14 protein-coding genes are annotated in these 14,446 nt (G+C 57.5%); 4 read left to right on the top strand and 10 right to left on the bottom strand.

Features of this window, described 5'->3' with window-relative positions; genetic code table 11:
- Positions 1–363: 363 nt before the first annotated feature.
- The 6 genes from msrQ to KGB14_RS09775 all read right to left on the bottom strand — a co-directional run bounded on the left by msrQ (position 364) and on the right by KGB14_RS09775 (position 6,348).
- On the bottom strand, positions 364–984 hold the full coding sequence (msrQ, locus tag KGB14_RS09800) for a protein-methionine-sulfoxide reductase heme-binding subunit MsrQ (protein ID WP_223486039.1): 621 nt from the start codon (positions 982–984) through the stop codon (positions 364–366).
- Positions 984–1,997, bottom strand: a complete 1,014-nt coding sequence (msrP, locus tag KGB14_RS09795; RefSeq protein WP_223486037.1) for a protein-methionine-sulfoxide reductase catalytic subunit MsrP — start codon at positions 1,995–1,997, stop codon at positions 984–986. The genes msrQ and msrP overlap by 1 nt, the downstream gene beginning before the upstream one ends.
- A 63-nt stretch (positions 1,998–2,060) precedes the next feature.
- Positions 2,061–2,918, bottom strand: a complete 858-nt coding sequence (pssA, locus tag KGB14_RS09790; protein WP_223486035.1) for a CDP-diacylglycerol--serine O-phosphatidyltransferase — start codon at positions 2,916–2,918, stop codon at positions 2,061–2,063.
- A 146-nt stretch (positions 2,919–3,064) separates the two neighbouring features.
- On the bottom strand, positions 3,065–4,081 hold the full coding sequence (ilvC, locus tag KGB14_RS09785) for a ketol-acid reductoisomerase (RefSeq protein ID WP_003185459.1): 1,017 nt from the start codon (positions 4,079–4,081) through the stop codon (positions 3,065–3,067).
- Positions 4,082–4,129: 48 nt separating this feature from the next.
- Entirely contained in the window at positions 4,130–4,621 is a 492-nt protein-coding gene (gene ilvN / locus KGB14_RS09780) for an acetolactate synthase small subunit (protein WP_003176102.1), read from the bottom strand.
- 2 nt (positions 4,622–4,623) lie between these two features.
- Positions 4,624–6,348 carry an acetolactate synthase 3 large subunit gene (locus tag KGB14_RS09775; protein ID WP_223486033.1) on the bottom strand — a complete coding sequence of 575 codons (1,725 nt, stop codon included), beginning with the start codon at positions 6,346–6,348 and terminating at the stop codon, positions 4,624–4,626.
- A 401-nt stretch (positions 6,349–6,749) separates the two neighbouring features.
- On the opposite strand from KGB14_RS09775, the gene KGB14_RS09770 reads away from it, so the two are divergent.
- Positions 6,750–7,172: a DUF4124 domain-containing protein gene (locus tag KGB14_RS09770; protein WP_223486031.1), complete on the top strand. Its 423-nt coding sequence runs from the start codon at positions 6,750–6,752 to the stop codon at positions 7,170–7,172.
- Positions 7,173–7,281: 109 nt separating this feature from the next.
- On the opposite strand, the gene KGB14_RS09765 is transcribed toward KGB14_RS09770, so the two are convergent.
- Genes KGB14_RS09765 through mrcB form a run of 3 tightly spaced genes read right to left on the bottom strand, consistent with a single transcriptional unit; the run spans position 7,282 to position 10,686 of the window.
- On the bottom strand, positions 7,282–7,617 hold the full coding sequence (locus tag KGB14_RS09765; protein WP_223486029.1) for a YqcC family protein: 336 nt from the start codon (positions 7,615–7,617) through the stop codon (positions 7,282–7,284).
- On the bottom strand, positions 7,617–8,351 hold the full coding sequence (locus KGB14_RS09760; protein ID WP_223486027.1) for a tetratricopeptide repeat protein: 735 nt from the start codon (positions 8,349–8,351) through the stop codon (positions 7,617–7,619). Before KGB14_RS09760 ends, KGB14_RS09765 begins: the two co-directional genes overlap by 1 nt.
- 16 nt (positions 8,352–8,367) lie before the next feature.
- A complete protein-coding gene (mrcB, locus tag KGB14_RS09755; protein WP_223486025.1) occupies positions 8,368–10,686 on the bottom strand; it encodes a penicillin-binding protein 1B in 2,319 nt (772 codons plus the stop codon).
- 118 nt (positions 10,687–10,804) lie between these two features.
- Here mrcB and KGB14_RS09750 point away from each other — a divergent pair, with 118 nt between their 5' ends.
- From KGB14_RS09750 to KGB14_RS09740, 3 genes are all read left to right on the top strand, one after another.
- On the top strand, positions 10,805–12,361 hold the full coding sequence (locus KGB14_RS09750; protein WP_223486023.1) for an AAA family ATPase: 1,557 nt from the start codon (positions 10,805–10,807) through the stop codon (positions 12,359–12,361).
- Between the two features lie 91 nt (positions 12,362–12,452).
- Entirely contained in the window at positions 12,453–12,797 is a 345-nt protein-coding gene (locus KGB14_RS09745) for a pentapeptide repeat-containing protein (RefSeq protein ID WP_223486021.1), read from the top strand.
- Between the two features lie 233 nt (positions 12,798–13,030).
- Entirely contained in the window at positions 13,031–13,303 is a 273-nt protein-coding gene (locus tag KGB14_RS09740) for a TfoX/Sxy family protein (protein ID WP_223486019.1), read from the top strand.
- 268 nt (positions 13,304–13,571) lie between these two features.
- On the opposite strand, the gene KGB14_RS09735 is transcribed toward KGB14_RS09740, so the two are convergent.
- A complete protein-coding gene (locus tag KGB14_RS09735) occupies positions 13,572–14,435 on the bottom strand; it encodes a ChaN family lipoprotein (RefSeq protein WP_223486017.1) in 864 nt (287 codons plus the stop codon).
- Positions 14,436–14,446 lie beyond the last annotated feature (11 nt).

Here is a 14,446-nt window from a genome sequence, read left to right as displayed (position 1 = left end):
CGCGCATTCTACAGCAGCCTCTGTTGCTGTCAAGCGGTTATTTTCAGAAGTTTTCAAAGTTTCGCTTGGAAATCTTTAACAACTTCAACCACTTGCGCTTCCGATCTCTCGTTAGCGGGAGGCGAATTCTACAGCGTTACTCGCTGCTGTCAAGACCTCTTTTTCTCCGCTTTCGACCGAGAAGATCGAACCGTCAAAAGAGCCAAACAACACCGCTCTTTCAACTCCTTCTGGCTTCGATGAACTGAAGCGTAACCGCTGCCGAAAACTGCGTAACTCTTTGTTTACCAAGGAGTTTTCCGTTTCGACTGCGCCGGAAGTGGGGCGAATTATAGACTTCCAGAATCTGCCGTCAACCTCTAATTACGCTTTTCTGGCAGAAGGTGCCTTTCTGGCGATTAAACGTGGAATCCGGCGGGTTACAGGCGGCAATCTCAAGACCAATAACAACGCACCTATAGAAGCATAGATCGCCCACTCCTTCAGGTCGGCACGAACGATCCACAACATATGCAGTAATCCGAGCCCGAGAATCACATAGACCAACCGATGCAACTTCTTCCAGCGAGAACCCAAACGCCGCTGACTGTAGCGATTGGAGGTAACCGCCAATGCCAACAAACACAGAAACCCTAGCGTTCCGACAATAATGTACGGCCGCTTGGCCAACTCAACCCCCAGCTGCGACCAATCAAAGCCAAGAATGAACGCCGTATAACCGCTCAAATGCAGAACCACATAAGCGAAACACCACAAACCCAATTGCCGCCTGACAGCAATCCACCCCGCCCAACCGGTGAGCTTCTGCAAAGGCGTCATGCTTAACGTGATAAGCAGCAGGACCAGCGTCCCCAGCCCCAAGCGGTCAACCAGCACTTTGCCCGGATCAGGCCCCAGTACATCCGCCCAGGCTTGATACAACCAAAGCAGCGGCCAAATCGATGCAGCGATGAAGACACCAATACGCCAGAAGGGATATCGCATCAGTAATTCTTCCGCAAATCGAGCCCTGCATATAAAGAAGCCACTTCATCCGAATAGCCGTTGAACATTTGAGTGTCACGGACATTTGGCTTGAACAGACCGCTCGGCAAACGCCGCTCACGCGCCTGGGTCCAACGCGGGTGATCGACTGTCGGGTTCACGTTCGCATAAAAGCCATACTCATCCGAGGCGATACTCTGCCAGGTAGTTTTCGGCTGCTCGCTGACCAGGCTGATCCGCACGATGGATTTAATGCTCTTGAAGCCGTACTTCCAAGGCACCACCAGACGCAGTGGCGCACCGTTCTGATTCGGCAACTCACGTCCATACATGCCTACAGCAAGAATCGCCAACGGATTCATTGCCTCATCCAGACGCAGCCCTTCTACATAAGGCCAGTCGATCAGGGCAAAACCGGAACGCTGCCCGGGCATGGTTTTGGGATCCTGCAAGGTTTCGAAGCGAATGAACTTGGCCTTGGACGTAGGCTCGACTTCTTTGAGCAAGGCAGAAATGGGGAAACCGATCCACGGAATGACCATCGACCAGGCCTCCACGCAGCGAAGACGATAAATGCGTTCCTCCAACTGATAAGGCTTCATGAAGTCTTCCAGCGCATACCGCCCTGGTTTACCCACCTCCCCGTCCACCACCACGCTCCAGGGTTCGGTTTTCAGCGCACCGGCGTTGGCCGCGGGATCACCTTTATCGGTACCGAACTCATAGAAGTTGTTGTAGTGGGTAGCGTCCTTGAAAGGTGTGATCGCCTCGTCTTTGACGTTGACCGCCCCCCATTGGGTAGAAGGAAGCTTTTCGGCAAACCAGGACGGTGCCTTGCCAGGCAAGACATCAGCATAACGCGCAACATCGTCGGCACTGGCCCAACGCGGCAGACTGCTTACAGCCAGACCGGCAACGGCGGCACCTAATACACTGCGACGAGAAAGGTAGAGGGATTCAGGCGTGACGTCCGACTCATGACAGTCAGACGCTTTGGGGACTTTGATCAGCATGGCAACTCCGCAGCTTTGGAGGACAGATGCACCCATAGACTGCGGAGTATGAGGGAAATTACATCACTCGGCTTTTTTGTGCCGACGAAGACGTAACAGGTACTGCACCGGCCCAGAAGCCGCATAGCCGAGGAAAACCAGCAGCAGGATGCGCGGCGGATCACTGAAGACCACGGCGAATACCAGCACCACCGCGAGAATCGCAACAAAGGGAACGCGCCCTTTCAAGTCCAGCTCCTTGAAGCTGTTGTACTTGATGTTACTGACCATCAACATGCCAGCGGCGGCGACCATCAGTGCAACCAGGAACGACATCTTGGAACCCTGAATGCCGTAATCGCTGAATGCCCAGACGATGCCCGCGACCACACCGGCGGCGGCCGGGCTGGCCAGACCGATGAAATAGCGTTTATCCGCAGTGCCGACCTGAGTGTTGAAACGCGCCAGACGCAATGCCGCCCCCGCCACATAGATGAAGGCGACCATCCAGCCGACCTTGCCCATATCGCCCAGGGCCCAGCCGAATGCCAGCAAGGCCGGCGCCACCCCAAAGGCGACCATGTCCGACAGCGAGTCGTACTCGGCACCGAAGGCGCTTTGGGTATTGGTCATACGGGCAACGCGACCGTCGAGGCCGTCGAGCACCATGGCAACGAAAATCGCGATCGCGGCAAACGCAAAATATTTGCTCGCGCCAATGGTATCACCAGCACTCAAGGCACTCTGGGCGCTCATCGAGTTGATGATGGAATAGAACCCTGCGAAGAGGTTCGCAGTGGTGAACAGATTCGGCAGAAGATAGATACCACGATGCCGGACTTTACGGCCTTCAGCGTCATGCCCTTCTTCGATGTGTTCATCGATGGGCAGAAGGCTTTCGGCGTCAGAAGCCTGCTTTGGCTCTTCGGGACGTTCGCTCATGGACATTTACCTTGCAACGGGGTGGAAAGTTTCGACAGGTGTCTGGGACGACGGTTCGGCCGCAAACAATGCAGCTTTATACCAGAACCGGCGGATCCAAACGAAAAAACGCGGCCTAGGCCGCGTTTTCCGTTCAAGCTCGGGACTTAGTTCTTGGCTTTGTCGACGATCTTGTTGGCACCGATCCACGGCATCATGGAGCGCAGTTGCTCGCCGATGATTTCGATACCGTGAGCGGCGTTGTTACGACGCTTGGCGGTCATCGAAGGGTAGCCGGTAGCGCCTTCGCTGATGAACATTTTGGCGTATTCGCCGTCCTGAATACGTTTCAGGGCGTTGCGCATGGCCTGACGGGATTCGGCGTTGATTACTTCAGGACCCGTCACGTACTCGCCGTACTCGGCGTTGTTGGAGATCGAGTAGTTCATGTTGGCGATACCGCCTTCGTACATGAGGTCAACGATCAGCTTCAGTTCGTGCAGGCATTCGAAGTAGGCCATTTCCGGCGCGTAGCCAGCTTCAACCAGGGTTTCGAAACCGGCTTTTACCAGCTCAACTGTACCGCCGCACAGAACGGCTTGTTCGCCGAACAGGTCGGTTTCGGTTTCGTCCTTGAAAGTGGTTTCGATGATGCCGGTACGGCCGCCACCAACGCCAGCAGCGTAGGACAGTGCAACGTTTTTGGCGTTGCCGGAAGCATCCTGATAGATAGCGATCAGGTCAGGGATACCGCCGCCTTTGACGAATTCGGAACGTACAGTGTGGCCCGGAGCTTTCGGCGCGATCATGATCACGTCGAGGTCAGCACGTGGCACAACCTGGTTGTAGTGAATCGCGAAACCGTGGGAGAAGGCCAGGGTGGCGCCTTTCTTGATGTTCGGCTCGATTTCGTTCTTGTACAGGGCAGACTGGAACTCGTCCGGGGTCAGGATCATGACCAGGTCGGCAGCCGCTACGGCGGAAGCAACGTCAGTCACTTTCAGGCCATGGGCTTCGGCTTTGGCAACGGTGGCCGAACCTTTACGCAGGCCAACGGTAACGTCAACGCCGGAGTCTTTCAGGTTGCACGCTTGAGCGTGGCCCTGGGAGCCGTAACCGATGATGGCAACTTTCTTGCCCTGGATGATCGACAGGTCGCAGTCTTTATCGTAGAAAACTTTCATGAATTTCCCCTCTATATCCTGGCCGTTCAGGCCATTCGCTAATTTGGTTTAGATGCTCAGTACTTTGTCGCCGCGGGCAATCCCGGTGACGCCACTGCGTACGGTTTCCAGAATCGAGGCAGTGCCGATCGATTGAATGAAGCTGTCGAGCTTGTCGCTGGTACCGGTCAATTGAACGGTATACACGCTGGCGCTGACATCAACGATCTGCCCACGATAAATATCGGTGGTGCGCTTGATCTCGGCGCGCTGGGCGCCGGTGGCCTTGACCTTGACCAGCATCAGTTCGCGCTCGATGTGAGCACTCTCCGACAGGTCGACCAGTTTTACCACTTCGATCAGCTTGTTCAGGTTCTTGGTGATCTGCTCGATGACTTCATCGTGGCCGACCGTGGTCAACGTCAGACGCGACAGGGTCGGGTCTTCGGTGGGTGCCACGGTCAGGCTTTCGATGTTGTAGTTGCGCTGCGAGAACAGACCCACTACACGAGACAGAGCGCCCGGTTCGTTTTCCAGAAGCAAGGAAATAATGTGCCGCATGATTAAGTACGCTCCGTCTTGCTCAGCCACATATCGCGCATGGAGCCGTCTTTGATCTGCATCGGGTAGACGTGCTCGCTGGTGTCAACCGAGATATCGATAACCACCAGGCGATCTTTCATGGCGAACGCCTCCTCCATCTTCGACTTCAAATCCTTCGAGTCGGTGATGCGCACGCCAACGTGACCATAGGCCTCTGCCAGTTTGACGAAGTCAGGCAGCGATTCCATGTAGGAGTGCGAGTGACGGCTGCCATAACTCATGTCCTGCCACTGGCGAACCATACCCAGCACGCCATTGTTCAGGATGACGATTTTTACCGGCAAACCGTATTGCAGGCAGGTCGACAGTTCCTGAATGTTCATCTGGATGCTGCCCTCGCCTGTTACGCAGGCGACGTCGTCATCCGGGAAGCTCAGCTTGATGCCCATGGCCGCCGGAAAACCGAAGCCCATGGTGCCCAGGCCACCGGAGTTGATCCAGCGGTTCGGTTTGTTGAACTTGTAGTACTGCGCCGCGAACATCTGATGCTGACCCACGTCGGAGGTCACAAAGGCGTCGCCCTTGGTCACTTCGCACAGGGTTTCGATCACGGTCTGAGGCTTGATCACGCTGCCGTCGCCCTTGTCGTAAGGGAACAGACCGCGGTCACCGCGCCACTCATCAACTTGCTTCCACCAGCTGGCAACGGACTCCTTGTTCGGGGTCTCGCCGATTTCCTTGAGGATCGCGACCATTTCGGTCAGGACGCTCTCGACCGGGCCAACGATAGGCACGTCTGCCTTGATGGTCTTGGAGATCGAAGCAGGGTCGATGTCGATGTGGATGATCTTGGCATTCGGACAGAATTTGGCCGGGCCGTTGATCACACGATCGTCAAAACGCGCACCGACCGCAAGAATCACGTCGGCATGGTGCATCGTCAGGTTGGCGGTGTAGCTGCCATGCATGCCGAGCATGCCGATGAACTGACGGTCAGTGCCAGGGTAGGCACCCAGGCCCATCAGGGTATTGGTCACTGGCAGGTTGAGCATCTTCGCCAGCTCGGTCAGCGGCGCGGAGCCACCACCGAGAATCACGCCGCCGCCTGCATAAAGCACAGGACGCTTGGCCGCCAGGAGCATTTCTGCCGCCTTGCGGATTTGCCCGGAGTGACCGCGAACGGCCGGGCTGTAGGAACGCAGCTTGGCTTTTTTCGGGAAGATGTATTCGAACTTCTCGGCCGGGTTGGTCATGTCTTTCGGGATATCGACAACGACCGGACCAGGACGACCGGATTGCGCCAGGTAGAACGCTTTCTTCATGACTTCCGGGATTTCCGACGCATGCTTGATCATGAAGCTGTGCTTCACGATTGGCCGGGAGATACCGATCATGTCGGTTTCCTGGAATGCATCGGTGCCTACCATGGTGCTGGGCACCTGGCCAGAAATGACCACCATCGGAATGGAGTCCATGTAGGCCGTGGCAATACCGGTGATGGCGTTGGTTGCGCCCGGGCCGGAGGTCACCAGTACCACGCCGGCTTTACCGGTGGCACGGGCATAGCCGTCAGCCATATGGGTCGCAGCCTGCTCGTGACGAACCAGGATGTGGGTCACTTCCGGTTCTTTGAACAAGGCATCATAGACATGAAGAAGAGCACCACCCGGGTACCCGTAGATATATTTGACGCCTTCGTCACGCAAAAAGCGGACGAGCATCTCACCGCCAGATAAAAGCTCCACGTTGTTCACCTCTAAAACGCCAGAATACCGCCCACATTCAAAGAGGACGGGTCTTAATAGGTTTACTTCTCGGCAGAGCATGAGCGACGGTGGTCGCCGACTACGTCAGCACTGACTGAGCAAGTATTGGGATCGTCCCAAGTGTTGCGGGCCTTTCCCACCCAGCGCGAGGTAACGCGTTGCGGGTGTAACAGGTCGGCGCGGGTGTGCGCCTCATGATCTACCGAGTGGGTCTGCTTCTGGCAGTCCCTCTACAGCGGACTTTGGATTCTTCTGTTTCGCCCATCGCAAGTCAAGCCGTCAATGTGCTTTATTCGAACTAAGCGCATGAGAACGCAAGAAAAAACCTTTAAACCGCAACTGTGTTAGCTTCAATTGCGCACCCATGACAAGGAAATGGCATGCGAACCATCCTCTCCACCGCTGTCCTGCTGATTGGCCTGAGCCCTTTGTGCATGGCAGGTCAGATCTACAAATGGGTCGATGCCCAGGGCGTTACCCATTTCGATGCACAGCCGCCTCAAGGCCGCGAAGCCACGCTCATGGTGACGCCCGCCCCGCCCGTCGGCAAACCGAGCGTGCCAACGCGCAGCAACGTCATAGGCGATCAACGAGCCATCGACAACAAAGTGAAAAAGCAGGTCGCCGAGCAGCAAGCCCAGTTGAAGGCGTTCTGCGAACAGGCCCGAACGAATCTGGCGCAACTGCAAAATAATCCGCGATTACGGGAAGAGGTCGACGGCGAGACGCGCCGCCTGAATGATCAACAACGTCAGGAGCGCATTAGCGAGACACAAAAACAGATTGCGAAAAACTGCATGTAGGAGCTGTCGAGTGAAACGAGGCTGCGATCTTTTGACGTTGCATTTAAAAACAAAATCAAAAGATCGCAGCCTCGTTTCACTCGACAGCTCCTACAACAACGGATCGACGTTAGCGGGAGGCGGTGATCAACAGGTCGAATTCTTTGAGCAAGATCTGAAGCTGCCGATCCTTGCCCTGGACGTTGCGGGCGGCGAAGACCATTTCGGCCATCTCCTGAATCCCCGACGCGTTGGGTAATGGCAGGTTTTGCTCCAGGATCGACTTCATTCTTGGCAGGAAGATCCATTGCAGCCATTGCTCGAAATCCAGCGTATCCACCGAGAACGGCTCGACGCTGGAAAGCGCTTCTGCGGATGGCGGGACGTCGTCCCACCAGCCCTGAACACGCAATTCGCGCTCGATCAACAGCAACTGCTCGGCAATTTTCGGGAAGCGTGCATCCATCACAGCGAAACCTTGGCCTTCTGACGGGCCAACGCTGCACCGGCGGAGTCACCTTGCTTCTCACGAGCCTGGGCGATCAATTCCCACAGACTGGCCTGAAGCGCCGGACGACCAGTGGCGAACGTCAGGCCACGACGAGCGAATTGCTCGGCCTGTGCCGCATCGCCTTGAGCCATACGCACCTGCGCCAGACGATAAAGCACTTGCGGCTCACGCGGCGCGACACGCTGGGCGCGTTCGAGACTGGAAGACGCACCATTGAGGTCGCCACTGGCCTGTTGCTGCTGGGCGGTGGTCAACAACGCCAGGACCGGGCCGTCCAGTTGCTCATCGGCAGACAGGCCACCGGCATTCGCCGAAGGAATCCCGCTCGGCGTCGACGGCATGCTGTAACTGCCCTGATTGATCGGTGCCGACTGGACTGGTGAGGTATCAATCGGCCCCGGAGTGATCGGGCCTGGGGTAATCGGCGAAGTGCTGATCGGTGCCGAGGAGACGGCACCACCACCCGGCACCATCACAACGACGCCAGTGTCACCTTGCGGGATTGCCTGAGTCTGGGCTTGTACAGGACGTTTTACCGTCGTCTGACGGTAACCGCCATTCGTCTGTATCCGCTCACTGTTCGAAACGGCGCTGCCGGAATCCACAACCGGAATCGAACCGCGCTGTACGGTGGAGCAACCGCTGAGCAAAGCCACGGCGGTAACCGCTGGAATCAACCACTTGTTCACTTGAAACCCTCTTTGCTTAATTCATCCAGCCCTTGACCCAATCCATCACCGACTCAGCAGGGCTTTCACCACCGCAAGCGGCGCCAGGAGGCGGTTCGCTGCCGCGAATATACGGCATCTGCACCGCGCCTGGGCAACCGGCATCAGAACCTTGCCCAGTTCGCGAATCGACCCAGGCCTGAACAATGTTGTCCGGCTGCGGCATGTCCAGCGGCAGCGGATCGGCCTTGCGCATGAAGCTGGTCCAGACCTGCAACGCACCGGTGGCACCGGTGAACGGCGTCTTGCCGTTATCATCGCGCCCCAGCCAGACCACGGCCAGCAGATCCTGACTGAAACCGGCGAACCAGCTGTCCCGCGAATCGTTACTGGTACCCGTCTTGCCGGCCAGGGTCAGGGTTTTCGGCAACACGTTATAAACCGAACTGCCGGTGCCTTCACGCATGACCCGTTGCATGGCGCTCTGGATCAGGTAAATGGACGCCGGATCGAATTGCTGCTGAATCTGGAACGGATAACGCTTGAGCGGCTCGCCCTCGGCCGTCAGCACGCTGCGAATCCCGCGCATCGGCGTGTTGAACCCGCCGTTGGCCAGCGTCTGGTACATGGTCGCCACTTCGATCGGGGTCATACCGCCGGCACCCAGCAACATCGACGGGAACGCCGGGAATTCGCGACTCACCCCCAGTCGTGCCAGGGTCTTCAAGACATTCGGCACGCCCACCGCCAACCCGAGACGCGCGGTCGACAGGTTGTAGGAATGCGCCAACCCTTGATACAGGAACACCGTGCCGTGGGAACGGCGATCATAGTTCTGTGGTTTCCAGACCTGACCGTCCGCACCTTTGACCGAGAAGTAGTCGTCCGACAGCCAACTGGTCAGCGTGTACTGGCTCGGCTTCTCAAGCGCTGTCAGATAAACCGCCGGCTTGATCAACGAGCCGATCGGTCGTACCGCGTCCAGCGCACGGTTGAAACCGGCAAAACTCGCCTGACGGCTACCGATCATGGCCTGGACTTCGCCGGTTTCCGGGTTGGTTACGACCATGGCCGCTTCGACATCATCCGAGCCTTTGCGCCCGGCCAGGCGTTTAAAGGTGTCGTTGACCGACGCTTCGGCTTTCATCTGCAGGATCGGGTCGAAACTGGTGAAGATCCGCAGCCCCTCTTCGGTCAAGTCTTCGTCGCGGTAGTCTTCGCGCAACTGACGTTTAACCAGGTCCAGGAAGCCCGGGAACGAACTGTCGGCCAACTTGCCGCGAGTGGTCACACCCAGTGGCATTTTCTTCGCCGTCTCAACCTGCTCGGCGGTGGCAACGCCTTGTTGCTCCAGAACATCGAGCACCAGATTGCGCCGCTCCAGCGCCCGCTCAGGGTTGCGACGCGGGTTGTAATAGGACGGCCCCTTGACCATGCCCACCAACAAAGCGACTTGATGCAGTTTCAGCTCGGACAATGGCTGCCCGAAGAAGAACTGGCTGGCCAGGCCGAAGCCGTGCACCGCGCGCTGACCATCCTGGCCGACGAACACTTCATTGAGGTAAGCCTCGAGAATTTCGCGCTTGTCGTAATGCAGCTCAAGCAACATCGCCATCATGGCTTCGGTGAGCTTACGGGTCAGGCTGCGTTCGCTGGTGAGGTAGAAATTCTTGACCAGCTGTTGCGTCAGCGTACTGCCGCCCTGGGTCATCTTGCCGCCCGAGGTGTTGACGTAGATGGCTCGGGCAATCGACTTCGGCGACACGCCCCAGTGGCTGTAGAAATCCCGGTCTTCTACAGCAACCAGGGTTTCGAGCAGGTACGGCGGAACCTGATCGATCTTGATCAGGATGCGGTCTTCAAGGTTTTTCGGGTAAATCCCGCCGATCAGCAGCGGTTCCAGTCGCACCACAGAAAGCTTCGAACCGTCGGTCGCCGAGAGCTCGGCCACGTAATCGCCGGAGAACCGCACGCGCACGGGCTGGGCCTTCTCCATGCCTTCATAGAACTGGAAGCCTCGGGTATTCAAGTCGACGGTATTGCCGTTGACCGCCGCCGCGCCGGGACCATTGCTGACGGCTTCGCGTCGGTAACCCAAGGCATCAAGCTCGGTGAGGAAGTCATCCTTGCTCAGCTTCTGGCCAGAGAACAGCTCCAGCGGGCGTGCATACACCTTGGCCGGAATGGTCCAGCGCTTGCCGGAGAACTTCTCCTGGACCACAGCGTCGAGGTAAACCGCAAACCCGGCGAGCACAACAAGGCCGACCAGACTGAGTTTAAGGGCCCAACCCAGCCAGGGGCGCAGGCCGCTGGACGGTGGTTTTTTTTTGCTGCGAGGGGATCGAGTACGAGTCATGGCGGCGGATTATACGCACTTTATTCATCCTCAACAGGAGCCCTCCGAGGTTTGCGTCAGACGGACTTGCGGCCATAATGGCGGCCTTGAATTTTCCCCAGACTTTAAAGGATCGCCTGTGAGCCAGTCCCTGATCGCTGCCCTGAAAAACCCGGCCCTCTACCCGCATCCCGTAGAAGGGTTCCAGGTCATCGAGACCCATATTTCCTGGGTACTGCTCACCGGCCCCTACGCCTATAAAGTGAAGAAACCGGTGAATTTCGGTTTCCTGGACTTCACCAGCCTTGAGGCGCGCAAGCATTTCTGTGGTGAAGAGCTGCGCCTGAACCAGCGCCTGACCCATGATTTGTATCTTGAAGTGTTGCCGATCACGGGCAGCGTCGAGGCGCCACAACTGGGCGGCGAAGGTCCGGTCGTCGATTACGCCCTGAAAATGCGTCAGTTCCCGCAAAGCCAATTGCTCAGCACTCTGCAAGCCAATGGTGAACTGACCACTACGCACATCGACGAGATGGCAGTGCAGATCGCTCAATTCCACCTCAACGCGCCGAAAGTGCCTGCCGAACACGAAGCCGGCACACCGGACAGCGTGATGGCGCCGGTACGGCAGAACTTCGAACAGATCCGTCCGTTCCTCAGCGACAAGGCCGATCTGCTGCAACTCGATGCGCTGCAAGCCTGGGCCGAAAGCAGCTTCGAACGCCTCAAGCCGCTGTTCGCCCAGCGCAAGGCCGAGGGCTTCATCCGTGAATGCCACGGTGACATTCACCTGGGCAACGCCACCGTGATCGACGGCAAGGTCGTGATCTTCGACTGCATCGAGTTCAACGAACCGTTCCGCTTCACCGACGTATACGCCGATACCGGCTTCCTGGCCATGGACCTGGAAGACCGTGGCTTGAAGAGCCTGGCGCGCCGTTTCATCAGCCAATACCTGGAACTGACCGGCGACTATCAGGGCCTTGAGCTGCTGAACTTCTACAAAGCCTACCGCGCACTGGTTCGCGCCAAGGTCAGCCTGTTCAGCATGCCGGCCGAGGCCGATCCGGTGCAGCGCGCGACTACCCTGCGTCAGTACCGCAACTACGCCAACCTGGCGGAAAGCTATAGCACCATTCCTTCACGCTTCCTGGCGATTACTCACGGTGTTTCCGCTGTCGGTAAAAGCCATGTGGCCATGCGTCTGGTGGAAGCACTGGGCGCCATCCGCCTGCGTTCGGATGTCGAGCGCAAGCGCCTGTTCGGCGAGCAAACCGTACCGAACGATCCACAGGCCGGCATTTATAGCGCCGACGCAAGTGTTGCCACCTATAAGCGCCTGCACGAAGTTGCCGGTGTAATCCTGCGTGCCGGTTTTCCGGTTGTGGTCGATGCCACTTACCTCAAGCGTGACCAACGCGACAGCGCGGCAAAAATCGCCGAGGCCACCGGTGCGCCGTTCCTGATCTTGGATTGCGATGCGCCGCAAGCGGTGATCGAGAGCTGGTTGAAGCAACGCCAGGCGGACAAGAAAGACCCGTCCGACGCCAACCTGGCCGTTATCGCCGCCCAGCAAGCCAGTCGCGAGGCCCTGACACCAGCAGAGATCCTCTACAGCAAACGCGTCCAGACCAATGAAAGTGGCACCCTCGATACAGTGGTTGCGCAGATTCGCCAGCGCCTGCCAGGTCTGTAAGAAACTATTTCAGCCGTGAAGCCCTCACTGGCTTCACGGCCGCCAAATAGTGGCACTATACTGGCGTCATAAAACCATCAGGTGATGCGACATGAGCCAGCCGAAACTTCTCGACACCCCGCTTTATGCCTTGCTGCACAAAGATGACATCACAGGCTTTAACAACGAACGCCCGAAGGATGGCCCCATCGACATGGTCGGTGGCGATTTCCGTGGCCTCGATCTGCGTGAACTGAACGCCGATGGCGTCGACTTCAGCGATGCCTATTTCCGCTCCGCCGACTTGCGCGGTATCGACTTTCGCAACGCCTCCCTGGAAGGCGCGAGCCTGGCCCACGCGCAAATCTCCGGCGCTTACTTCCCGCCAGAGCTGAGTGCCGATGAGATTCTGATGTCGATGAATTTCGGTACGCGCTTGCGTTATCGCACCCGCTAAAAGCGACCTCTGACCAAGTCCGGCGCCCCCGCCTTGCGCTGGACTTTGCACTTTTTTTTCCTCGGTTTTTTGTATCTTTTTCCACTGCGCTCGTGGCCTTTCCTGTCGCGTCTTGAGTTTGTCGCTTAGACGCTTTTGCGTCGAAACCGACCAAACAATCACGCTTTTCCTACTGATGGCTACACTCCTGAGAGGCTCGCCCACGCACCGTTCGGCTGTCGCAAGGAGGCTTGATGAATGATGAACTGCAACACCTGAAAAATCTTGGCAAGACGTCGGCGCAATGGCTGCATGCCGTGGGCATCCACAGTGCCTCGGACTTGCGTCGACTGGGAGCTGTGGATGCTTATCGGGCCGTGCGCACGCGCGGTTTTCGGGCGTCCAAGGTGTTGTTGTATGCGATTGAAGGCGCGCTGATGGATGTTCACTGGAACGACATTCCCGCCGAACGCAAGGAAGCCTTGAATAGGCAGCTGGACGCCATCTCCTCACGCCACAAGATTTGAACAGGTGATTTCGCTTGAGCACACCGCCCGAAGACCAATGATTGCAGGGCTTTCACCCAAGGAATGGGTGAGTAGCACAGAAACTGAAAATCAGCGGTTGACTTGATAATGAGAATCGATATTATTACCGCATCCGGTCGCGAGACTGGTCGATATTCTGAAAAGCCCTTGGTTCGGACTCTCAGATTATCTCCTCATCAGGCTAATCACGGTTATTTGACCCGGCTCTTGCCGGGTCTTTTTTTGCCTGTGGAAAACTCGCCCGGCTTTATTGATCTGACTGTTTGCCGAACTGTTTACGCATTTGCGCGCAGTAATCCTGCGCCGGCGTAGCAGGTGCATACCAGACGTAATCAGCCATGGCCGACGTGACCTCAGCGCCCTGCTCTGCCAGCATCAATACCGTGGGTGCCTCGGGCTCCCCCAAGTCCTGCACATGAATCGGCACCCCGACATCCTTGCGCGCGTGGTACACGCCGGCAAACAGCAGTGAAGGTGTCGGTGCGGCCAGTAATTGCTCGGCCATCCGCCGATCACGTTGCTGCTGGACGGCCAGCATCGCGGGCATCTGCGACTTAGGCAGCAAGCCGCAGTGGGAGTCGCTGATCTGGGCCAGCAACTCATCCCTGACTGATGAAGCGTTGGAGCGCGAACCGTTCAATGTCGGTGGTTTGGCATAGACCATACGGATTTCAGACGCGTCCATATTGGCCGCCAGCAACGGGTACGGCTGGGTCAGGGCAAAACGAACGATTGGCCCGTACAGACTCCAGTCCCAACCCGGTTGCCAGGCCAACGCACCGGACAAGTCGGTCGGCAGCGGTGAAGAATGCCGAACGTCATCGACACGATGTTGTTGATCCGGCGTGAGCATTTCCAACAACAGACTGCCTTGGGGCCGCCGCTCACCCAGCGCCTGCAATAACCACAATTGCAGTTGATGATGATCGCGATTGTCATGCTGTTCGCCGACGATCAACCGCGAAGGCTTGGCTAACCGTGCAAGCAGTTCCTGCGCCGTCAAGGTTTGACCGCTGCGCAGGTCCCGGATTTCACCGCTGACCGGCGGTGGCACCGACACATGCTGGCAGGCGCTCAATAACAGCGCAGCCAGAATCACCCTCACACGCATATTCTCACCTC

The sequence above is a fragment of the Pseudomonas sp. A-RE-19 genome (assembly GCF_019956555.1).
GTDB lineage: Bacteria > Pseudomonadota > Gammaproteobacteria > Pseudomonadales > Pseudomonadaceae > Aquipseudomonas.
The sequence above is the reverse complement of the archived record's forward strand: the minus strand, read 5'-3'. Positions and strand labels throughout refer to the sequence as shown.

Bases quoted from the DNA above. Each gene is read 5' to 3' on its own strand.
- msrQ (WP_223486039.1), bottom strand. From the start codon at position 984: ATGCGATATCCCTTCTGGCGTATTGGTGTCTTCATCGCTGCATCGATT.
- msrP (WP_223486037.1), bottom strand. From the start codon at position 1,997: ATGCTGATCAAAGTCCCCAAAGCGTCTGACTGTCATGAGTCGGACGTC.
- pssA (WP_223486035.1), bottom strand. From the start codon at position 2,918: ATGAGCGAACGTCCCGAAGAGCCAAAGCAGGCTTCTGACGCCGAAAGC.
- ilvC (WP_003185459.1), bottom strand. From the start codon at position 4,081: ATGAAAGTTTTCTACGATAAAGACTGCGACCTGTCGATCATCCAGGGC.
- ilvN (WP_003176102.1), bottom strand. From the start codon at position 4,621: ATGCGGCACATTATTTCCTTGCTTCTGGAAAACGAACCGGGCGCTCTG.
- KGB14_RS09770 (WP_223486031.1), top strand. From the start codon at position 6,750: ATGCGAACCATCCTCTCCACCGCTGTCCTGCTGATTGGCCTGAGCCCT.
- KGB14_RS09765 (WP_223486029.1), bottom strand. From the start codon at position 7,617: ATGGATGCACGCTTCCCGAAAATTGCCGAGCAGTTGCTGTTGATCGAG.
- mrcB (WP_223486025.1), bottom strand. From the start codon at position 10,686: ATGACTCGTACTCGATCCCCTCGCAGCAAAAAAAAACCACCGTCCAGC.
- KGB14_RS09745 (WP_223486021.1), top strand. From the start codon at position 12,453: ATGAGCCAGCCGAAACTTCTCGACACCCCGCTTTATGCCTTGCTGCAC.
- KGB14_RS09740 (WP_223486019.1), top strand. From the start codon at position 13,031: ATGAATGATGAACTGCAACACCTGAAAAATCTTGGCAAGACGTCGGCG.
- KGB14_RS09735 (WP_223486017.1), bottom strand. From the start codon at position 14,435: ATGCGTGTGAGGGTGATTCTGGCTGCGCTGTTATTGAGCGCCTGCCAG.